The 20,103-nt window shown below is 69.3% G+C and carries 17 protein-coding genes and 1 tRNA gene; 16 read left to right on the plus strand and 2 right to left on the minus strand.

The window, feature by feature from the left end:
* Nucleotides 1-17 precede the first annotated feature (17 nt).
* The 3 genes from F8566_RS52695 to F8566_RS29200 all read left to right on the plus strand — a co-directional run bounded on the left by F8566_RS52695 (nt 18) and on the right by F8566_RS29200 (nt 2,768).
* Nucleotides 18-1,166, plus strand: a complete 1,149-nt coding sequence (locus tag F8566_RS52695) for a DUF3566 domain-containing protein (RefSeq protein WP_318836450.1) — start codon at nt 18-20, stop codon at nt 1,164-1,166.
* Between the two features lie 89 nt (nt 1,167-1,255).
* Nucleotides 1,256-1,330: transfer RNA gene (locus tag F8566_RS29195), tRNA-Ile, on the plus strand.
* A gap of 712 nt (nt 1,331-2,042) precedes the next feature.
* Complete coding sequence (locus tag F8566_RS29200; RefSeq protein WP_151565064.1) at nt 2,043-2,768, plus strand: hypothetical protein; 726 nt, start codon at nt 2,043-2,045, stop codon at nt 2,766-2,768.
* 82 nt (nt 2,769-2,850) lie between these two features.
* Here F8566_RS29200 and F8566_RS29205 read toward each other — a convergent pair whose 3' ends face one another.
* Nucleotides 2,851-3,591: an AfsR/SARP family transcriptional regulator gene (locus F8566_RS29205; protein WP_151565065.1), complete on the minus strand. Its 741-nt coding sequence runs from the start codon at nt 3,589-3,591 to the stop codon at nt 2,851-2,853.
* Nucleotides 3,592-3,789: 198 nt separating this feature from the next.
* On the opposite strand from F8566_RS29205, the gene F8566_RS29210 reads away from it, so the two are divergent.
* The gene (locus tag F8566_RS29210; RefSeq protein WP_192809912.1) at nt 3,790-7,554 is read left to right on the plus strand and encodes an nSTAND1 domain-containing NTPase; all 3,765 of its coding nucleotides are present in this window, start codon (nt 3,790-3,792) and stop codon (nt 7,552-7,554) included.
* Between the two features lie 206 nt (nt 7,555-7,760).
* Here F8566_RS29210 and F8566_RS29215 read toward each other — a convergent pair whose 3' ends face one another.
* A complete protein-coding gene (locus F8566_RS29215) occupies nt 7,761-8,258 on the minus strand; it encodes a hypothetical protein (RefSeq protein ID WP_151565067.1) in 498 nt (165 codons plus the stop codon).
* A 196-nt stretch (nt 8,259-8,454) separates the two neighbouring features.
* Here F8566_RS29215 and F8566_RS29220 point away from each other — a divergent pair, with 196 nt between their 5' ends.
* From F8566_RS29220 to F8566_RS29275, 12 genes are all read left to right on the plus strand, one after another.
* The gene (locus tag F8566_RS29220) at nt 8,455-9,198 is read left to right on the plus strand and encodes a hypothetical protein (RefSeq protein ID WP_225993630.1); all 744 of its coding nucleotides are present in this window, start codon (nt 8,455-8,457) and stop codon (nt 9,196-9,198) included.
* Complete coding sequence (locus tag F8566_RS29225; RefSeq protein ID WP_151565068.1) at nt 9,195-10,307, plus strand: XRE family transcriptional regulator; 1,113 nt, start codon at nt 9,195-9,197, stop codon at nt 10,305-10,307. The genes F8566_RS29220 and F8566_RS29225 overlap by 4 nt, the downstream gene beginning before the upstream one ends.
* A 163-nt stretch (nt 10,308-10,470) precedes the next feature.
* On the plus strand, nt 10,471-10,911 hold the full coding sequence (locus tag F8566_RS29230) for a hypothetical protein (protein ID WP_151565069.1): 441 nt from the start codon (nt 10,471-10,473) through the stop codon (nt 10,909-10,911).
* Between the two features lie 39 nt (nt 10,912-10,950).
* Nucleotides 10,951-11,277 (plus strand): ArsR/SmtB family transcription factor, encoded by a 327-nt coding sequence (locus F8566_RS29235; RefSeq protein ID WP_151565070.1) that lies wholly within the window; start codon nt 10,951-10,953, stop codon nt 11,275-11,277.
* A complete protein-coding gene (locus tag F8566_RS29240; protein WP_151565071.1) occupies nt 11,274-12,200 on the plus strand; it encodes an SRPBCC family protein in 927 nt (308 codons plus the stop codon). Before F8566_RS29235 ends, F8566_RS29240 begins: the two co-directional genes overlap by 4 nt.
* Before the next feature lie 46 nt (nt 12,201-12,246).
* The gene (gene dinB, locus F8566_RS29245; RefSeq protein ID WP_264159456.1) at nt 12,247-13,437 is read left to right on the plus strand and encodes a DNA polymerase IV; all 1,191 of its coding nucleotides are present in this window, start codon (nt 12,247-12,249) and stop codon (nt 13,435-13,437) included.
* A gap of 421 nt (nt 13,438-13,858) precedes the next feature.
* A complete protein-coding gene (locus F8566_RS29250) occupies nt 13,859-15,022 on the plus strand; it encodes an SGNH/GDSL hydrolase family protein (RefSeq protein WP_225993631.1) in 1,164 nt (387 codons plus the stop codon).
* Between the two features lie 117 nt (nt 15,023-15,139).
* Nucleotides 15,140-16,528: an endonuclease/exonuclease/phosphatase family protein gene (locus F8566_RS29255; RefSeq protein ID WP_151565074.1), complete on the plus strand. Its 1,389-nt coding sequence runs from the start codon at nt 15,140-15,142 to the stop codon at nt 16,526-16,528.
* Between the two features lie 548 nt (nt 16,529-17,076).
* Entirely contained in the window at nt 17,077-17,793 is a 717-nt protein-coding gene (locus tag F8566_RS29260) for a bleomycin resistance protein (RefSeq protein WP_151565075.1), read from the plus strand.
* A 79-nt stretch (nt 17,794-17,872) separates the two neighbouring features.
* Nucleotides 17,873-18,442, plus strand: coding sequence for an NAD(P)H-dependent oxidoreductase (locus tag F8566_RS29265; protein WP_151565076.1), 570 nt, complete (start codon nt 17,873-17,875; stop codon nt 18,440-18,442).
* A gap of 19 nt (nt 18,443-18,461) precedes the next feature.
* Nucleotides 18,462-19,040, plus strand: coding sequence for a short chain dehydrogenase (locus F8566_RS29270; RefSeq protein ID WP_151565077.1), 579 nt, complete (start codon nt 18,462-18,464; stop codon nt 19,038-19,040).
* 76 nt (nt 19,041-19,116) lie between these two features.
* Nucleotides 19,117-19,704: a TetR/AcrR family transcriptional regulator gene (locus F8566_RS29275; RefSeq protein WP_151565078.1), complete on the plus strand. Its 588-nt coding sequence runs from the start codon at nt 19,117-19,119 to the stop codon at nt 19,702-19,704.
* The last annotated feature ends 399 nt before the right edge of the window (nt 19,705-20,103 follow it).

The raw sequence follows: 20,103 nt of genomic DNA on the forward strand, positions 1-20,103 counted from the left end.
GTAGGCCAGGAGGACACGTGAGCACCCAGCCCGGTAAAGGCAAGGGCCGCTCCGGCGGCACTGGCAAGGGTTCCGGTTCGAGCTCGGGCTCGTCCGGTTCCTCTGCGGGCGCCAAGAAGACCGTCCCGGCCGCGAAGCCCGGTCGGGACGAGGCGACCGTGGAGATCACGCCGGTGAAGCCCGCCGTGGACGAGACCACGCCCGATCTGGGCAGCAAGGCCAAGCCTGCGGACGGCAAGTCCGCCGAGGCCAAGCCTGCGGACTCCACGCCGAAGGACCTTGACCAGACGCGCGTCGACGCCGCGATCGACATCGATGTCGATCTGCCCAAGCCCGCCGCCTCCGGCAAGTCCAGCACCTCCGATGGTCCCGGCAAGCCGAGCAGCGCCAGCGGTGCTGGTAAGCCGAGCAGCGCCTCGACCCCCAGCAGTGCTTCGGCCTCAGGCAGCGCTGCTGGGACGGGTAGCGCGAGCAGCGCCGCTAAGCCTGGCAGCCCGGCCAAGCCCGGCGGCCCCGGCGAGCCAAGCGACCTTCCCGGCAAGCCCAGTGCGTCTCCGGTGATCCCGCCGGTCAGGGACACACCGGCCGAGAGCGGTTCCGCCTGGAGCCGTTCACCCGAGACGGGCGGTGGCCGCGACAAGCCGTTCGGCCGCAGCGGGTCCGGTTCCGGTACGGGCGGTGCCAGCGCGGCCTCGGCCAGCCCGGGCTTCGCGGGCACGGCCCTCAAAGACCGTCCCGCGCAGACCTCGGCCAACCCGGCCGCCGGGGCCAAGCCCGCCGGCGCCAAGTCCGCACGGAAGGCCCAGCTGCAGCTCGCGCGCCTTGAGCCGTGGTCGGTGATGAAGTTCAGCTTCGTGATGTCGCTGGTCTGCTTCGTCGTCCTGCTGGTCGCGGTCGTCGTCCTGTACATGATCCTGTCCGGCCTCGGCGTCTTCGACTCGATCAGCGGCACCATCGACGAGCTCACCCGCGACCCGAGCAAGAACGGTGGCGGCCTGGACGCGGGCAGCTGGTTCTCGTTCGCGCGCATCTTCGGCTACACCGTCCTGGTCGGCGCCCTGAACGTATTGCTCATCACGGCTCTCTCCACGGTCGGCGCGGTCATCTACAACCTCGCCGCAGACCTCGTCGGCGGCGTCGAGGTGACCTTGAAGGAAGCCGAGTAGGCACAGCCCGCCGTCCTGCGAAACCGATTACCGGTTGCCCCTTCGGATGGGGTAATCTCTCGTTGCGCCGCAAGGACGGCGGCAAGTGCGGGCCTATAGCTCAGCTCGGTTAGAGCGCTTCCCTGATAAGGAAGAGGTCCCTGGTTCAAGTCCAGGTAGGCCCACTTCGCACGAGCATGTGAGAGAGGGTTTCGGATCATTCCGAGACCCTCTTTTCGATCTCCAAGGTCCTTGGGAGTCCTGCAGGTGCTCCCGGTCTCCATTGGTTCGGTTCTACCGCCACTGACTCGGCTGACTCATGTGCCTGTTGGCGCCAATGGTGCGTCGTGGCGCGACGCCCGGCCAGACGAGTCTTCGTTGTACTCCTCGGTCGGGGTGCGCCACTTGGGTTCGAGGGGATGTGCCTGTTCAGGGCGTACATCCTTCGGAGTACACGCGCGAGGCGGACCGGAGTACCGCTACTTCGCCACAGAGGCTGACTTTTCCATGCGATCGAGCCCCTAGCGTCTTGTTCGTGCGTTATTCGAGGGCTGGATTCGGCCGGAGGAAAAGGGCCGGAACGGTCGCCGGATTCGCAGAACCCGAGACGGCTGAAGAAGGTGAAACTCATGGAGACCTTCGAGGAGATCGTGGTCGAGACGCCGCAGACCGACGAGGCTTCGGACATCGACTTCGGCTGCTGACCGCTCGGTCCGGTCGCCGTCGCCACGCAGACCCTCACCACGAGCATCAGGGCCGGCCCGCACGCCTCCAGCGTCCGCCGGGACGGGACGCTCGCCGCCCACCCGCTGCTGCCGGCCGAGGCCGGTGCGTCCGGAGCGCTTTGGAGCCGCCACCGCTGCCCGGAACGGGCTGGGCTGAGGTGGGGGTCATGTCATGAGCGCTGTCGCGACCGTGGTGGAGGGCTGGACCCCGGAGCCTGGAGGGGAATCGGCCCCGATCCCGCTGCGCCGCAACCGCGACTTCCAAATCCTCTGGCTCGGCCAGAGCGTGGCCCACCTTGGCAACGAGATCGCGCTGCTCGCCTATCCCCTGCTGATCCTGGAAATCCACGGCACGACCGCGCTCGTCGGAGTCCTCGGCTTCCTGGCGTACGCGGCGGGCCTGGCGGCACGGCTGCCAGCCGGGGCTGGGCCGACCGCCGCCGGGCCATGGCGGCCAGCGAGGCTGGACGGGCCCTCGCCATGGTCGCCCTGGCGGGTTGCGGTGGCTGTCGGGGCCGCCCCGGTCTGGCTCATCATCGTGGTGGCCGTCGTTGACAGCGTCGGCCTGGAACTGTTCCGGTTCGCCGAGCGCGGGGCGCTGCGACACATCGAGCATCCTCACAGGTGTCGTCCGCGCTCGCCCGTAACGAGGCGCGGGCACAGGCGGCGGCGCTCGCCGGGCCGGCCGTCGGGGGGCTGGTTGTTCGCCGTCGGGCGGACCCTGCCCTTCGCCGTCAACGCGGTCACCCACCTGCTGGCCGCACTGGCCGTTCTCACCATCCGGCGCCCCCTACGCTCGCCTGCGCAGGGTTCGCCGGAAGGCGTGCGGGGAGGTGTGGCGGTGACGGGGGCGACGTCGGGCGGGGAGGCGTCCGTTGCTGCGGGCGATCTTCTGTGAAGGCTCGCCCGCGTGCGGGCGGCGAGGGGCTCGGTCCGCCGTGCGTGTGGTGACGGCATGCGGGTGGTGAGGGCAACTTCGTCTATGCCACGTTGTTGATGCGGTTGGGGCGCGGTCGGGGCCTGGCGAGGGCCGGGTCGTGCGTCAGGATCGCGTGCTCCAGGCGCAGGAGGGCGGGGCTCGGGTCCAGGCCTAGTTCCTCGGCCAGGCGGCGCCTGCCCTCGCGGCCGACCTCAAGGGCCTCCACGGTCCGTCCCATGGCGTGCAGTGCGCGCATGAGCTGGGCGCGTGGGCGTTCACGGAACGGGTGCTCCGTCACGATCCCGTACAACTCGCAGGCGACGTCGGCGTGCTGCCGCCGGTTGAGTGCGGCCTCAGCCCACTCCTCGGCGGCGGAGAGCCGGAGCTCGGTCAACCGGAACGCCTCCGCCTGCGTCGGCTGGAGGTGGTCCTGCCCGTCGTAGGGAACGCCCCGCCACAGGTCGAGCGCCTCGCGGATCAGCTGCGTTCCGCGCTCGGTGTCACCGGCGGCGATGGCATGGCGGCCTGACTGGATCCGTCCGGTGAAGCAGTCGGCGTCGAATTCGCCCGGCCGTGTGACGAGCACGTACCCAGGGGCGCGGAACATCAGCCGCCCGGGTCCCAGTGCCCGGCGCAGATGGTGGACGTAGCCCTGCAGCGTCTTGGCCGCCGTACGCGGCGGGATGCCGGGCCACAGGGCGTCGATCAGCCGGTCGGCCGAGACGGTCCGGCCGGAATGGCACAGCAGGACCGCCAGCAGGTCCCTCAGTTTCGGTGAGAGGGGAACGGAGGCGTCCCCCATGCAAATCTCCAACGGTCCCAGTACGCGGAGCTTCACTACCCGTCCTCATGTTTCGGTGTGATGTTGTGCCGGAGAGACCGGCTCCCTAAGGTCTAGGGCGTCTCGGAAATGTCCGAAATGGGCTCTCGACCTGCTCCGGACAACCGTCGGCAGGCTCTGGACAACGGGGGTGTGCAGTTGGGGCGGCCTGAACAACCAGTGGATCCGCTCGCCGGCCCGGTCGAGAGGCTCGCCTGGGAGTTGCGCCGGCTGCGGGACCAGGCCGGGCGGCCGAGCTACCGCGAGCTTGCCCAGCGCGCTCACTTCTCCCGGAGCACCTTGGCCGAGGCGGCCAACGGGATGCGGCTGCCGTCGCTGGAGGCGACCCTCGCGTACGCAGTCGCCTGCGGTGGTGACCGTGCCGAATGGGAGCGACGATGGCAGCAGGCCGCAGACGAACTCGAACAGTCGCAACGCCGCTGCCCCTACCCGGGTCCGCAACCGCTCGGTGCCGATGAGGCGGATCTGTTCTTCGGACGGGACCAGCTGCTTGAGGAATTGCTGAAGGCCGTTCAACGCTCACCGCTGACGGTGCTCCTCGGCGCTTCCGGCAGCGGCAAGTCGTCCCTCCTCGGGGCAGGGCTGCTGCCCAAGCTGACCGCGGGCGGCACGGCTGCCGTTCTGCTCTCCCCGGGTGCACATCCGTTGGCGCGGCTGCGGGACCTCGACTCCGATGCGCCCACCGTGGTGGTCATCGACCAGTTCGAGGAGGTGTTCACGCTCTGCGCCGACGAGGATGAACGTGCCGGATTCCTCGATGCGTTGGCTCGTCTGGTCACCAGCGCGGAGGGGACGCTGGTGATCGGGGTGCGCAGCGACTTTTACGCGCGGTGCGCGGAGCATCCCGGCCTGGGTGCGCTGTTCGGCGATGCCGTTCATCTCACGATCGGGCCGGTCTCTGAGTCTGACCTGCACGCCATCGTCGGCGAGCCCGCATCCCAGGTCGGGCTGAGCGTGGAGCCCGAGCTGGTGGCGGCCGTGGCGACCGAGGCCGCCGGGCAGGTGGGAGCGCTACCACTGGTCGCGCACGCGCTGCGGGAGGCCTGGGACCGTCACCAGGACGGCACTCTGCGGCTGGCTGACTACCGAGCGGCCGGTGGCGTGACCGGGATCATCGTGCGCACCGCCGACGACCTGTACGACGACGTGGAGGGCGGCCTGCGGGACATCCTGCGTGCGGTGCTGTTGCGCCTCACCGCGCTGGGTGACGGAACGGAGGACACCCGCCGCAGGATCGAACGGGATGAACTGGCGGGCATCGGAGCCGCCGGTGAGGTGGACGCCGTACTCGACAGGCTCGTCGCGACCCGGCTCGTTGTGGTGGACGGCGACACGGTCGAGGTGGCACACGAGGCCCTCATACGCAGCTGGCTCAGGTTGCGGGAATGGTTGAGCGACGACCGTGAGGTGCTCCTCCGTCACCGGCGGCTCACCGCCGACGCCGACGAATGGGACCGGAACGGGCGCGGTGCGGAGTTCCTCTACCGCGGGAGCCGTTTGGCCGCCTGGAACGACGAGAGCCTCCCTCCGGTGAGCGAGCCTGCGCTGAGCGACCCCGCGCAGAGCGAGCCTGCGCTGGGCGAGCCTGCGCTGAATGAGCGTCCGCTGAACGGGGCTCTGCTGAACGAGCGGGAGCGGGCCTTTCTGGCAGCGTCCCGTTCGGAGGCGGTCCTGAACCGGGTCCAAACGCGCCGTCGGGTCCGTCTTGGCCGCGGCGGGCTCGGGCTCGTGGCGGCAGTGGTCAGCGTGCTGGCCGTCCTCGCCCTGGTCCAGGCCGGCGACGCCGACACCGAACGCGACCGTGCAACGTCGCGGCGGCTCGCGGTGGAGGCCCGCCGCCAGCTCTCGATGGATCCGGAGCTGGCGTTGCTGCTGGCGGTCAAGGCGTACGAGGCCGAACCGACCCAGGAAGCCGATCTGGTGCTCCGGCAGGCCATCACCGACTCCCGGCTGCGCGGCTCCCAGTCCACCTTGATGCGCAGTGCCGAGGGGATGGCGGCCACGCCGGACGGGCGGAGGTTCGCGATCTGGGGTCCGGGTGCGGTCTCGGCGGAACTGGAGATCTGGAGCCTGGACGGTACCGGCCGCCCGCGCCGCGACCACAGGATCCCGGCAAACGGCACCCAGCGGATCGACAGCGCGGCGTTCAGCCAGGACGGGCGCACGCTCGTCACCGGCGACATGGCGGGGAAGGTGGAGTTGTGGGACCTCGCCACTGCCGGTTCACGCCGGGTTCTGGGAGAGGTTGACGGCGGTTCCGTCTCGGGAGTGAGCGTCGACCGGAACGGCCGGGTGGCGAGCGCGCACACGGACGGCGTTCGGATCTGGGACCCGGTGGGACGGAGGGCGCCGACCGAGCTCAAGGTCCCCGGTGGCCGGGTGCGGGACGTCGCGTTCAGCCCGAGCGGCAACTTGCTCGCCACTGGAGGGACCGACTCTCCGCTGCGGATCTGGAACGTGACTCAGGACCGGCCCCGGCTGGAACGGGAGGCACGACGTGGCGAGCCCGAGCAAGTGGCGATCAGCCCTCTTGGACCGTGGGCTGCCGTAGTCGAAGGCGACGTTCCACAGGTCTGGGACGTGAGGGAAAGGCCTGCCGGTGAGTGGCGGCCACAGGCCGAACTCGCGCCCCATTCCCCCAAACTGAACGGCCTGGCGTTCAGCCCCGCCGGAGACCGGCTGGCGACCTATGGAACGGACGGCGTGATCCGCGTCTGGACGACGGGCAGCTCCAGCGACCCGTTGGTACTGCGCACTCACCGGGGAAATCCGCGAGGTGTGACGTTCGGTCCCGACGGCAGATCGCTCATCACCATCGACGCGAACGGATCGCTGCGGCAATGGGACGTTTCGGCCGGGACTCCCGCGTTGCGCGGCTTTCCGGTCGACGGGGTGCCCAAGGCGGTGAGCGCCGACGGCCGCACCGTCGCGTCCGTCCCTGTGAGAGCCGACTCGCTCATCCACGCGCGGGACATCACCATCCAGGTGTGGGACACCACCGACGGCCGGTCTTCGCTCAGCATCAAAGGACCACACGACGCCGCCTACCGCATCGCGCTGAGCCCGGACGGGCGAAGGATGGCGGGCATCGGCAGCGCGGGCACGCTCAGCCTGTGGGACCTGACCAGGGGCGGAACGCCGATCACCGTGCCCGCCGCCTTCCGCGGCAACCCTGAGAGCGTGGTCTTCAGTGCCGATGGCAAGCGGCTGGCGGTCGGCGGGTTCGCGATGGAGCCGCGGGTGTGGCAGCTCTCCCCGGCGGGCGGGCTGACGCGGCTTCAGGGCTGGGAGCTTGAGCCCACCGGCCGCGCCGACGGGCAGGTGGCCCTCAGCCCGGACGGCACCCGCCTGGCCGACGTGCGCAACGACCGCACCATCGTCGTGTGGGATCTGACCCGCAGGTCGAAGCCCGAGATCCTGCGAGGCCATCGAGAGGACATCACAGCGCTCGCCTACAGCCCCGACGGGCGGAAGTTGGCCGCGGCGGCGAGGGACGGCGCGATCCGGCTGTGGAACAGCGAGGGCTCGGGCGAGCCGACGGCCGTGTTGCGCGGTGCGGCGAACCCGGTCCGGAAGGTGGGTTTCAGTGCCGACGGCACCTGGCTGACCACGAGCGAACCCGAGGGGAACCTGCGGTTGTGGCCGGCCACGGGCGCCGGTGACCCGTTGGAGCTGAACGGGTGGGGCGCGACCGGCGGCCTCGTGACGTTCGGGCCGGATGGGAGACGGCTCGTCCGGGCGTTCTTGCGTCCCCTGTTCTCGGGGCGTCCGCAGCTGGGGACCGGGCTCAGGACGGACCTCGTCAGGACCTGGACCTGCGAGGTGTGCGATCGCGACGCGCGCCTGCTCGACCTGGCCAAGGCACGCCACACCCGTGAACTGACCGCCGAAGAACGCCGCGTCTTCCTCGGTCCAGACGATTGATCTCGTTCCTCAAATTGATCTCTTTCCCCAGAAAGAAACTTGACGGGCCCGGTCGCCCCGCGTCCCGGACCCGTCAAGGGTGCTCGGCCGCTCGCTCAGGTGATCGGGATCTTTGCCGATACCGTCACGAGATGCCGGTGGGGTGAAAGCTCGTGCACACTCCGGTCAGGCAGCGAAGCCCCTGTTGTCCGGGAGCTCTCCGTTTGTCAGAAGTAGAGGTAGAACTTGGCGGACCTGGCCGTCGACGGGGCCCACTGGAGCTTGAATCGCACGCCGTCCCGCACGTTGACCTTGGTGAGCGGGACGGTCCTTCCCTGCGGGGCGGTACGGGACGGAACCGTGATCCAGGGGCCCATCGGCCTGCCGTTGGGAAGGATCGCGCGCACCCTGACCGGCCGGTTGTACTGTCGCTGGACGACCTTGATGTAGATCTTGCGGAAGTGCTTGGTCGTCCGCAGCGGGGCTCCCCGGGGGTAGACGACGCGCTGGCGGGGAGACAGCTTGACCGAACGAACCCGGGGCGCCTTGGCCTCGGCGACGTCGGTGCCATTGGCGGTGATGGCGGTGTTGGCGGTGCCCGTGTTGGCGGTAGCGTCGCCGGCGACGGCGGTGCCGGCTGTCAGGGCCGCCGCGGCGCCCAACGACGCGACGACGACGCCGGTCGCGGTCATCTGGCGTGCGAGCCGGGGAAGTGGACTGCTCATCTGCTTCCTTCCTGAAACATCTGGACAGAAGACGCCGGCGACCGGGGCTGGGAACATCCGGTCGCCGGCGTGATCGATGATCCGGGGTGCCGGTTGGAAGCCGGTTGCAGATCGGTTCCTGCGCGCTTCATCTGCGGAGCGACATGCGGACTTCAGTTTCAGACAGAGGGGTATGCGAACCTCTATAGTTCGGGTCATGATCGAGGGCCGTGTGATCGAGGATCGTGGTGCCGAAGTCCGGGAGACGTGGGCCGAGCTCCTGCCCACGGGGTTCCTGCACGGCTTGCGGGAGGCCCACACGGAGGCGACGCTCGTCGTCGCCGGTGCGCTGGACCGGGCGGCCGGCTTCAAGGAACGTTCCTTCGGCTTCACCGCCTTCGACGTCCTGGAGTCCCAGCTGGATCGGGTCTTCGGCGTGGGCACGGCCGAGGAGCCATCCGATCTCGGCGGTTCGTCCGCCGGCGCGGTCGTTCGGGATGATCTCAATGGTTCGCCCGGGTGGCGGCTGGGGCGTTATCGGGTGTTGCTCAAGCGTCATGAGTTCGGGGCGGTGCGGGCCATCCGCTGGGATCGGGAGAGCCCGACCAAGCAGGCGGTCGCCCGGCAGGAGTTCGGTGGCGATCCCCAGCTGGCCCTGGATCTCGGGTTGGCCGATCTCCATGACACGCCCGAGGTGGTGACGCTCGTTCTCGCGCACAGTGCCACCGAAGAGCCACTGGAGATGGAGCTGTTCCTGGGTCTTCCCAGGCTGAACGCCGATGGCGGGGCGGCGTGGCACTGGCTGTGGCCTTTGACCGAAGACACTCTCGGGCCCGATCCGCGCCGTAGGCTCGTGGAGCCCACCCTCCCGCTGTGGAACGACACCGATGACGATGTGCCCGTGACGCTCCACCGGCGGCCGGCTCGCAACGCGAACACCATCGTCGAAAAGGCCCAGTGAACACCACCGATGACCGCGCGGAACAGACAGCCAGGCGCCTCACCGAGGCCCGGCTGCTGTTCGACTGCGAACGGCTGACCCTGGCTCGCCGTCTGCGCGGCCTGCGCAAGAATCAGCTGGCTCAGGCGATCGACACGACCCCGACCGCGGTCGGCCAATACGAGGCCGGGGTGCACCGCCCCTCGGAGAGGACACTGTCCCGGCTGGCGATCGCGCTCGGCGTACCGGTGGAGTTCTTCCACGCCGGCCGCAGCCCCGTGCGGTTGGACACCGCCCACTTCAGGTCGCTGCGCTCCACCACGCAGATCGAACGCGACCAGGCCCTCGCCTACGGCCGGATCGCCGCCGACATCGTGACGGCGGTGGAGGAACTGGTCGAGTTTCCCGTCGCGGACCTCCCGGAATACCCCGTCCCGCCGGACGAGATCGCAGGGCCTGGACCTGTGGAGGCCGCCAGGCAGGCCCGCAAGGGGATGGCCGGCCGGCCGGGCTCCATCCCGCACATGGTGCGCCTGCTGGAGAAGCACGGGATCATCGTGCTGATCCTGCCTTCGCACACCGAACGTGTCGACGCCTTCAGCATTGGCGCGCATCCTCGCCCGATGGTGCTGTTCAACCCCGCCAAGGGCGACTACTGGCGTAACCGTTTCGACGCCGCCCACGAGCTCGGCCATCTGGTCATGCACTCGGACGCCGAGCCCGGCAGCAAGATCGTGGAAGACCAGGCCCATCGCTTCGCCGCCGAGTTCCTCATGCCGGAAGCCGACATCGCCGACCACCTTCCCCGCACCGCGGACTGGCCGCGCCTCGCCGAGTTGAAGGGGGCCTGGGGAGTCAGCATGGCCGCCTTGCTGTACCGGGCCCGGACGCTGGGGATCATGCAGGAGAGCACCTACCGCAACGCGATGAGCAGCATGAGCGCCCGCGGCTGGCGACGTCGTGAGCCCGGCCCGGGCAAACCCCTCGAACGCCCCACCATGCTCACCCGGGCCGTGGAGCTCATCGCCGAAACAGGCACCGACCGTGATCAACTCGCCGGCCGCGCCGGCGTCACCCGCGCCGATCTCGATGCTCTGGCCCCCGTACGAGATCAGCCCGCATTGACCTGACCGGCGGATCGCGGCGGCGAGGCGACTTCATGCCGTGTCCTGGCGGGGTTCTGGTGTGTGCCCGGAATGCGAGCGTTCGTTTGGCGCGGGTTCCCTCCGGCGGGGGAAGTGGTTGGGCCGTCAGGGTGATCACTTGTCTCGGCTGAGGCGAGATGGTGAGGGCATGGCCAGACGTGATGCGGTGAAGGTTTCTGTGGTGTGGGCTGCGGTCGGGTGGACGGCGCTCTATGTGGCGTCCAAGGTGCATCTCGCTCTGGAAGAACGGCTTGGCGTCACAGGGGGACCGCACGTGGCGGCCGATTCCTACCGCGACTACGGGCCGGGTGAAGTCGCACGGGCCCAGTGGGCGAACGCGGCGTTGGGGCTGCTCATCGTGGGTGTGCTGGTGGCGGCGCTCTTCACCGCGCGCCATCGGTGGCCCCGCAGGATCCTGCTCGCGGTGCTCGCGGTGTGCACCGCCATGGCGGCGGCCGGCGCGATCGGCATGCTCGGTGGGGCGATCTTCACTGAACGGGGTGGCGCTGTCTTCGGGGGCTACTGCGCGGTCTGGGCGGTGCTCCTCTTTCTCGCAGGTCGTGACGTCCACCGGCGTAGAGCCGGCTAGGGCTCTACGCTTATATGTCAGATCGGCTATATTGCTCGTATGGCATCAACGTTCGAGGTGCTGGCCGAGCCGCGCCGCCGGGAGATCCTCGATCTGCTGCGCGACGGCGAGAGGCTGGTCGGTGATCTGGTGGAACGGCTGGCGCTCGCACAGCCGACCGTCTCCAAACATTTGAAAGTGCTGCGCGGCGCCGGGCTCGTGGAGGTCCGGCAGGACGCGCAGCGCCGCTGGTACCGGCTCTGCCCGGAGCCGCTGGCCGAGGTCGACGCATGGCTCGCGCCGTACCGGCGCATGTGGACGCACAGCCTCGACGCCCTCGAACGCCACCTGGACACCATGCCGGACGACATCGAGGAAACGAGATGACGAACGAAGCGACGCTGCAGACGATCAACGGAGAGCCCACGCTGCGATTCGAGCGGCGGCTCAAGCATCCGCCGGCGAAGGTGTGGCGGGCAGTGAGCGATCCGGCGGAGATGGCCGCCTGGTTCCCGGCCAAGGTCGAGGCCGAACTGCGCCCCGGCGCGCCCATGCGTTTCATCTTCCCGGAGGAGGCGGTCGTCGACGGTACGTGGGACGGCGAGGTGCTCGAAGTCGATCCGCCGAAGGTGTTCATGTTCCGCTGGAACTCCGACGTCCTGCGGTTCGAGCTCATTCCGGACGGCGACGGGTGCCTGCTGGTGTTCACGCAGACGATCGGGGGCGGCAGCGTCGGACTGCTGGCCGCCGGTCGTACCGCCGCTGGATGGGACACCTGCCTGGACGAACTGGCGGCACGGCTCGACGGTCACAGCGTGACACCTCCTACCGACTGGGCCGGGCGGATCGCGCGGTATGTCGACGGGTTCGGCCTCGGTGACGGCGCCGTCCGGCAGGTGGACGGTGGCTACGAGCTTCACTTTGCTCGGGACCTGGTGTGGAAGCCGGTTGACGAGGTCTGGCGAGTGCTCGTGGAGGACGCGACTCCGGAAGTCGGCGGTGAGCCGCCGCTGCGCGCGACCAACGAGCACGCGCTAGCCGGAAAGATCATCCAGGTCGAGGCTCCGCGCCTGCTGGAGTACGAGACGGCGCGGGCGGGTTCCGTGCGATGGGAGATCTTCTCTGACCCGGCCCTCGGGGTAAGGGTGGAGCTCACCCACACCGTGGACGAGCCGCGGCCCGAGGTGCTCGCCGCATGGCACGTACAGCTGGACCTGTTCTTCCGCGCCACCCAGGGCGAGACGGACATCTGCTGGCCGGAGGACCGGTTCAAGCAGGTGACCGGGCGGTACGCGGCGCAGCTGGCCTGAGCCACCGGTCTCGCCTGGTGAGGGCCGTCCATGCGAACATATGTTCGTGTCAGACGAGGCGGCGATCCTGCACGCCGACCTGGACGCGTTCTACGCGTCGGTCGAACAGCGTGACGACCCCCGGTTGCGGGCCAGGCCCGTGATCGTGGGCGGCGGCGTGGTGCTCGCGGCCAGCTACGAGGCCAAGGCGTACGGCGTGCGCACGGCGATGACCGGCGGGCAGGCACGGCGCCTGTGTCCCCAGGCGGCCGTGGTCCCGCCGCGGATGTCGGTGTACGCGGAGGCCAGCAAGGCCGTCTTCGCGGTCTTCAGGCACACGACCCCGATGGTCGAAGGACTCTCGATCGACGAGGCGTTCCTCGACGTGAGCGGGCTGCGGAAGATCTCCGGGCGGCCCGTCGACATCGCCGGACGCCTGCGCCGCGAGATCCTCGAGGAGGTCGGGCTGCCGATCACGGTGGGGGTCGCGCGGACCAAGTTCCTCGCCAAGGTGGCCAGCGGCGTCGCCAAGCCCGACGGGCTCCTGCTCGTGCCGCCGGACGGCGAGCTGGACTTCCTGCATCCGCTGCCGGTGGAGAGGTTGTGGGGCGTCGGCCTGGTCACCGCCGAAAAGCTCAGGAAACGCGGCATCACGACCGTCGGTGAGGTGGCCCGGCTGCCGGAGAACGTGCTGGTCTCGATGCTCGGCCGGGCATCCGGACGGCACCTGCACGCCCTGGCGCACAACCGCGACCCGCGTCCCGTGCGAACGGGTGTCCGGCGGCGCTCGATGGGGGCGCAACGGGCCCTCGGCCGGCGCGGGCGCTCGCCAGAAGAGCTGGACACATTCATGGTGGGCCTGATCGACCGCCTTGGCCGGAGACTGCGCTCGGCCAACCGGGTCTGCCGCACCGTCACGCTCCGCCTGCGGTTCGACGACTTCACCCGTGCGACCCGTTCGCACACGTTGCCCCAGGCCACTGCGGAGACCGCGGTCATCCTCGCCGCCGCCCGTGACCTCCTGTGCACCGCCCTGCCGATGATCGAGGCCCAGGGGATCACCCTGATCGGCATCACCCTCGGCAATCTGCACAACGACAGCGCCGTCCAGCTCGCCCTCCCCTTCGACCGCGCCACCGGCCCCGCCCTCGACACCGCGGTGGACGACGTCCGCGACCGCTTCGGCTCCTCCGCCATCACCCGCGGCGTGCTCCTAGGCCGCGACCCTGGGATCTCCGTCCCCCTGCTGCCCGACTGACCATCCGTTGTGGCCCGCCCGCCTACACGATCGGCTTGGGGAATGTACTGGGGATCGACGGGGTGTGGCACGGTCGTTACCCCTGGTGAAGGCCTGTGAGGTTAGTTATCCACAGGATGTGGATGATGAGGCTTCTGGGGGCGGCATTGCGGGTCCCCTGGGGGTTGGTACCCGGGGGCATCCTAGGGGCAGCCCCACCTGAAGATCGGGGGCCCTCCCGGATGTGTCCGAGGCCCGTTCACGATGGGGTTTGAGTATGCAGATCCCCTCGCCTTCAGCACGCATCGCACGGATTTCCGTCGGCGCTCTCGCTGGTGCGGCACTCATCGTCGGCATCGTCCACAACTCCCCGGCCTTTTCCGCAGGGGCCGCTGTGCTCAGCTCCGGGAGGGCCGTCCCGCCCCCGCCCGGAACGCCTTGGGTGGGTGCTTGGGGAACGGCAGTCCAACGTCCGGTCGCCGGCAACGAGGACAGCGGCGCCAACTGGTCGCAGCAGGGTTTCGCCGACCAGTCCGTCCGCCAGGTCGTCCGGGTGACCACCGGCGGCACGTCCGTTCGGATCCGTCTCTCGAACGTGTACGGGAGCAAGCCGCTGCGTGTGAGCGGGGCGACGATCGGGCGATCCGCCGGCGCGGCCATGGTGTGGCCGGAGACGTTGAAGAAGCTCACGTTCGCGCGTTCGACGTCCGCTGTCGTGCCGGCCGGACAGGAACTGGTCAGTGACGCCGTGCCGCTGACGACCTCGCCGCTCGAACGGCTGGCGGTGACGCTGCGTTTCGCCGAGCCGACCGGGCCCGCGACGTTCCACCGGTTCGCCTTGGACAAGACCTACCGGGCCAAGGGCGATCGGCTCTCGGACGTCGGCGCCGACACCTTCACCGAGTCGACCAATGCCTGGTACTACCTGAGCGGTGTCGAGGTGGCCGGGGCCGGGCGGCCGGGCCGGAACACCGTGGTGATGCTCGGAGATTCGCTCATTGACGGGGTCGGCGCCACGCCGGGTGCGGACTCGCGGTTCCCCGACCACCTGGCCGAACGCCTCGCCGCCGAACGCCGCCCGTTCGGCGTGGTCAACGCGGGCATCGGCTCCAACAAGCTGCTGAACGACTCGGCATGTGGCGGGGACAGGGCACTGGCGAGATTCCAGCGTGACGTGCTCAGCAGGCCCGGAGTGCGGTCGGTGGTCGTCCACCTCGGCGCGAACGACATCGGCGCGCCCCAGGTCGACGATCCCTGCGTCCTCCCGAATCCGAAGGTGACGGCGAAGCAGCTCATCGACGGGCACCGTGCGCTGATCCGGGCCGCGCACGCGCACGGCGTCAAGGCCATCGGCGCGACGATCCCGCCCATGAAGGGCGCGCGGTTCCCCATCTGGAACGAGGAGGCCGAGGGCATCCGCCAAGCGGTCAACGCCTGGATCCGGAACGGCGGCGAATACGACGACGTCGTGGACATCGCCAAGGTGATGAGCGACCCGTCCGACCCGCTCATGCCGCGTCCGGGGTACGTCTTCATGGACGGCCTGCATTCCAACGACGCGGGCAACCACGCCATGGCGGCGTCCATCGATCTCAAGGACGTGTAGGCCGCCCCGACCTGCAGTGCTAACAAAGCCGTTGCCGCACCGTTGTGCCCCGCTCACCTGCCGGACGAGATGTGCATGTCAGGATCAACCGGTCGTCCTTCGGTGAGGAGAAAGCGTATGAAGCCCATCCGTGCTCGTACCGCCTCGGTCGCTGCCGGTCTCGCGCTCGCGGCCACCACCGCGGGCCTGACCGCCGTCACGGCACCGAGCGCGGCCGCCTCGGCGCAGGGCGCGGCCGCCTCGGCCTCGGGCGGGGCCGCCTCGGCTTCGGGCGCGGCGGCCTCGGCGCAGGGCGGGGTGGCCTCGGCGCAAGGTGCGGTCACCTCGGTGGCGGGCGCGGGCGTGGCGAGAGTGGGGGCGCGGAACGTACGGTTCGCGACCTTCAACGCCTCGCTCAACCGCAACACCGAAGGCGCGCTGGTCACCGACCTGTCGACACCGGGGAACGCCCAAGCGCGGACGATCGCCGAGATCATCCAGCGGACGCGGCCCGACGTCATCCTCATCAACGAGTTCGACTTCGACGCGCGCGGCCGCGCCGCGCGGCTGTTCCAGGACAACTACCTCTCGGTCGGCCAGAACGGCGCCAAGCCGATCAGCTACCGGCACCGTTTCGTCGCGCCGAGCAACACCGGCATCCCGTCGGGCTTCGACCTCAACAACGACGGCAAGGTGGTGACCGAGCCCGGCGCGGCGGGTTACGGCGACGACTCGTACGGCTTCGGTGTCTTCCCCGGCCAGTACGGGATGGCGGTGTACTCGCGGTATCCGATCGACGAGCGGCGGATCCGCACGTTCCAGAAGTTCCGCTGGAAGGACATGCCGGGCGCTCTGCTGCCGGACGACCCGAGCACGCCGGTCCCGGCCGACTGGTATTCGCCCGCCGAGCAGAAGGTCGTCCGGCTCTCGTCCAAGAGCCACTGGGACCTCCCGATCCGCGTGGGGCACCGCACCGTGCACTTCCTCGTCTCCCACCCGACCCCGCCCACCTTCGACGGACCCGAGGACCGCAACGGCCGCCGCAACCACGACGAGATCCGGCTCTGGGCGGACTACGTCCGCGGTGGCTCCACGGCTCGCTACATCTACGACGACAAGGGACGGCGCGGCGGGCTGAGCCGGGGTGCCTCGTTCGTCATCGCCGGAGACCAGAACGCCGACCCGCTGGACGGTGACAGCGTCAACGGCGCCATCAACCAGCTCCTCCGCAACCCCCGGGTGAACGCGTCGGTCATGCCGAGCAGCGCGGGCGCGCCCGAAGCCGCCGCGCTCCAGGGCGGCGCCAACACCACGCACCGGGGGAACCCGGCGTACGACACCGCTGACTTCGCCGACAACGCCCCGGGCAACCTGCGGGTGGACTACGTCCTGCCCTCGCGCAGGCTGCGGCCGGTGAGCGGTGGGGTCTTCTGGCCTGTCGCCGCCGACCCGCTGTCCAGGCTCACGGGCACGTTCCCCTTCCCGAGCTCGGACCACCGCCTGGTCTGGCTGGATGTGCGCCGCTGAAGGCGTGCACCGCTGAACGACGCGTGCCGCTGGACGACGCGTGCCGCTGAGCGTTGCGGCTCGTTCGGGAGAGCTCCTTGCGGGGGGCTCGTTCGCGAGAACGAGCCGCGGTACGTGCCGGAGGAGGATGCCGGTCACGTGACTCCGCCGAACACTTAAATCATGAGCACCCATCCGCAAGGCCGTCGCAAGCGCCGCAGGATCCGCATCCCAGTCCCCGCGATCGGCCGTCGCCGCCACGGCCGCGATGACCACGGCCCCGGTCCCGATGACCACGGCCCGGGGCCAGAGGGCTCCGCCGTACGAGAGCCTCGTCGTCCCAAGCCATCACCACCCACGATGGCGGCAGCCCTTCCCGAACCACCACCACCTGCGATCGCCAGGGACCTCACCATTCCGCCCCCAGGCGCGACCCTGACCTACGACGCGGACCAGTAGCGCCCGCGACCAGTAAGCGCCGCCGCGCGATGCATCCTCGTGAGGTCTGAACGAGCCCGATGCCGCTAGTCAAGTTTGACTAGCGGCGCTTGGCTGCGTACTGTCGCGGCATGGGCGAAAAGACCACTCCGATCTTTCCTTGCCGTTCCATCGACGACTGCTGGGCCTTCTACGAGGCGCTCGGCTTCGAGCTCACGTTCCGGCAGACCCGGCCCAATCCGTTCATCGCCGTTCAACGTGGCGGCATCGAGTTGCAGTTCTACGGGCTCAAGGAGCACGACCCGAACATGGGCCTGTTCGGGTGCTACGTCATGACGACCGACGTCGACGCTCTGTACGAGGCGTTCCGTGGCGGGCTCAAGGCGTCGCTCGGCCGGATCCCCACGCGCGGGCTGCCCAGAATCGGCAGGCTCGGCGACATGTCGTACGGCGTCCGGCAGTTCCTGGTGACCGATCCGGACGGCAACCAGATGCGGATCGGTCAGCCGACCTCCGATGACTTCTCGCATCGGCCGGCGCCGAAGGACAAGGTCGGCCGCGCCCTGCACACGGCCCGGCTGTTCGTGAACTCCAAGGAGGACTTCGACGGCGCGGCGAAGGTTCTCGATCATCTGCTGGCGGCTGACGGTGACAGCCTCACGGCGCCGCAGCGGGTCGAGGTGCTGGTCCTCCGGGCCGACGTCGCACTTCAGCTGGAAGACCTGCCGCGGGCGCAGGAGTCGGTGGCCGAGATCGAACGGATAGAGCTCGGTGAGGAGGAACGGGCGGCGGTGAGCGACGAACTGCAGAGGCTCGTGGATCTCCAGGCCGCCGTACGGGCCGACTGAGCCCTTGACTAGACAGAAAGGTCTGTCTAGTCTCGGGTCCGTTATAGACAGACCTGTCTGTTCAGTTAGGGACTCTCTGATGGAACGCACCCTCGTTGTCCTGGCCCATCCCCATCTCGCCGCGTCCAGAGTGAACGCCGCGCTCGCGGACGGAGCCCGTGAGATGGACGGGATCCTCGTTCACGATCTCTACGCCGCGTACCCGGACCTGCAGATCGACGTCGCCCGCGAACAGCGGTTGTTGAGGGACCATGACCACGTTGTTCTGCAGTTTCCGTTCTACTGGTATTCGGCCCCTGCCTTGCTGAAGAAGTGGCTGGACGAGGTCTTCGAGCACGGCTTCGCGTACGGAACGGGTGGCGATGCCCTGCGAGGCAAGACCCTGCGGGTTGCCGCCTCCGTGGGCGGCGGGGAGGAGCTGTACCGGCCCGGCGGGCTCAACCGCTTCCCTGTTGTCGATCTCCTGCGGCCGTTCGACGCGACCGCCAACCTCACCGGCATGCCCTACCTGCCGCCGTTCCTCATCCATGGCTCGCATGCCGTGGACGACGACGAGCTTGCGGCGTACGTCCGGCGCTACCAGGCCGAACTCGTCACCAGGAGCGGGACGGCTCCTGGAGACCAGCAGCCGGTCTCCTCCGCCGCCTGATCCCTGAGGGGCTCCCACCATGAAGATCATCATTATCGGCGCCACCGGCACGATCGGCTCTGCGGTGGCCGACCTGCTGGAGAAGGAGCACGAGGTCGTACGGGCGTCGCGGCGCGGCCCGGTCGTTGTGGACATGGACGACCCGGCCTCGATCGACGCGCTCTTCGAGTCGGTTGAGGACGTGGACGCGGTGGTCGTCACCGCGGCCAGCGGTGCGCTCACTCCATTGGATTCCGACGACGACTTCGTACGCGGCATCCAGGGAAAGCTGCTCGGCCAGGTGCATCTCGTCCGCCGTGCCATGCGGCATCTCCGAGACGGCGGGTCGATCACGCTCACCAGCGGCGTCTTCGATGAGCCCATGCCAGGCGGCTCGTTCGGTGCCATGGTCAACGCCGGCCTGGAGGCATTCGTCAAGGCGGCGACCATCGAGATGCCGCGCGGCCTGCGCGTCAACACGGTCGGTCCCGGCTGGGTCGCCGAAACACTCGAACGACTGGGGCTCGACCCGGCGGACGGCACCCCGGTGGCAGACGTGGCCCGCGCGTACGTCCAGGCGGTGGAGGGTACCGACCAGGGCCGTACGATCCGGCCGTGATCGGCTAGCGGCTCCCCTCGGGGAACATCCGTACCGGCATAGTGTTGAAGTGCGAAGAACCCGAGGGGAGTCGCCGATGACCCGGACCGCCAAGGTCGCGACCGTTCGTGAACCCGCACGCGACCGGATCCTGCGGACTGCGACCGACCTCTTCTATATGTACGGCATCCGCGGCGTGGGCGTAGACCGGATCATCGCCGAGTCAGGCGTGGCCAAGGCGACCCTGTACGCACACTTCAAGTCCAAGGACGAGCTGGTCCTCGCCTTTCTGCGGCAGGCAGACGAGAAGTGGCGCCGCATGCTCCGCGAGGCGGCGGCCGCGGCCGGGGACGACCCGCGCGAACAACTGATCGCCATGTTCGACGCGATCGCGCCGTCCGGGGAAAGCGGGCAGTTTCGTGGCTGCGTGTTCATCAACAGCGCCAGCGAATCGCTCCCTGGCACCCCGGTGCACCTGGCGGCGGCCGCGCACAAGAAGTCCGTACGCGAGTGGGCCACGCAGCTGGCCACTGCCGCTGGAGCCACAGACCCGGCCTTGCTCGCCCGCCAGCTGACCGTGCTCTTGGACGGCACCATGTCCGCCGCCTCCTTGGAACCCGCCTCCGAAGTCGTCCCCGCCGCCCGCCGAGCCGCCCGCGCCATGGTCGAAGCCGCCTGCCCCTGATTCGCTCCCCGTAGGCCTGCGACCGGGAGCTCGCGCCGCTGATTCGCTGCGCGCATGCCCGCGGCCGGGCCCCCACTGCAATTGCGACTTGGGTCTCTGTGTTGAGAGCTGGGATTTCTGCCGGCCTTGTGGAAGGCGAATGTGGATAGATGGGCGATCGGTGTGTCGGCTGGTGGCTTGTCGTGGGTGTGGAGATCGTGGCGTGCACAGGGCTCGAAGGCTGGGGACTGGCTGGGGACGTCCGGTGGGTGACGTGATCCCCGGTTGTCCCGATGGTGTGGAGGCGCACTGCCCACAGGTTGTGCACGAGAATGTCGCCGACACGCCGGAAGACCCTGTCTTGGCTGGTCATCGACTTATCCCCGGCAGTGGACAACCGGTGGGCGATCTGGGGACGGC

This window comes from Actinomadura rudentiformis (assembly GCF_008923185.1).
Classification (GTDB): Bacteria; Actinomycetota; Actinomycetes; order Streptosporangiales; family Streptosporangiaceae; genus Spirillospora; species Spirillospora rudentiformis.

Excerpts from the sequence above, each read along its gene's own strand:
- F8566_RS29200 (WP_151565064.1), top strand. The coding sequence starts at position 2,043 with ATGAGCGCTGTCGCGACCGTGGTGGAGGGCTGGACCCCGGAGCCTGGA.
- F8566_RS29205 (WP_151565065.1), bottom strand. The coding sequence starts at position 3,591 with ATGGGGGACGCCTCCGTTCCCCTCTCACCGAAACTGAGGGACCTGCTG.
- F8566_RS29215 (WP_151565067.1), bottom strand. The coding sequence starts at position 8,258 with ATGAGCAGTCCACTTCCCCGGCTCGCACGCCAGATGACCGCGACCGGC.
- F8566_RS29220 (WP_225993630.1), top strand. The coding sequence starts at position 8,455 with ATGATCGAGGGCCGTGTGATCGAGGATCGTGGTGCCGAAGTCCGGGAG.
- F8566_RS29230 (WP_151565069.1), top strand. The coding sequence starts at position 10,471 with ATGGCCAGACGTGATGCGGTGAAGGTTTCTGTGGTGTGGGCTGCGGTC.
- F8566_RS29235 (WP_151565070.1), top strand. The coding sequence starts at position 10,951 with ATGGCATCAACGTTCGAGGTGCTGGCCGAGCCGCGCCGCCGGGAGATC.
- F8566_RS29240 (WP_151565071.1), top strand. The coding sequence starts at position 11,274 with ATGACGAACGAAGCGACGCTGCAGACGATCAACGGAGAGCCCACGCTG.
- F8566_RS29255 (WP_151565074.1), top strand. The coding sequence starts at position 15,140 with ATGAAGCCCATCCGTGCTCGTACCGCCTCGGTCGCTGCCGGTCTCGCG.
- F8566_RS29260 (WP_151565075.1), top strand. The coding sequence starts at position 17,077 with ATGGGCGAAAAGACCACTCCGATCTTTCCTTGCCGTTCCATCGACGAC.
- F8566_RS29265 (WP_151565076.1), top strand. The coding sequence starts at position 17,873 with ATGGAACGCACCCTCGTTGTCCTGGCCCATCCCCATCTCGCCGCGTCC.
- F8566_RS29270 (WP_151565077.1), top strand. The coding sequence starts at position 18,462 with ATGAAGATCATCATTATCGGCGCCACCGGCACGATCGGCTCTGCGGTG.
- F8566_RS29275 (WP_151565078.1), top strand. The coding sequence starts at position 19,117 with ATGACCCGGACCGCCAAGGTCGCGACCGTTCGTGAACCCGCACGCGAC.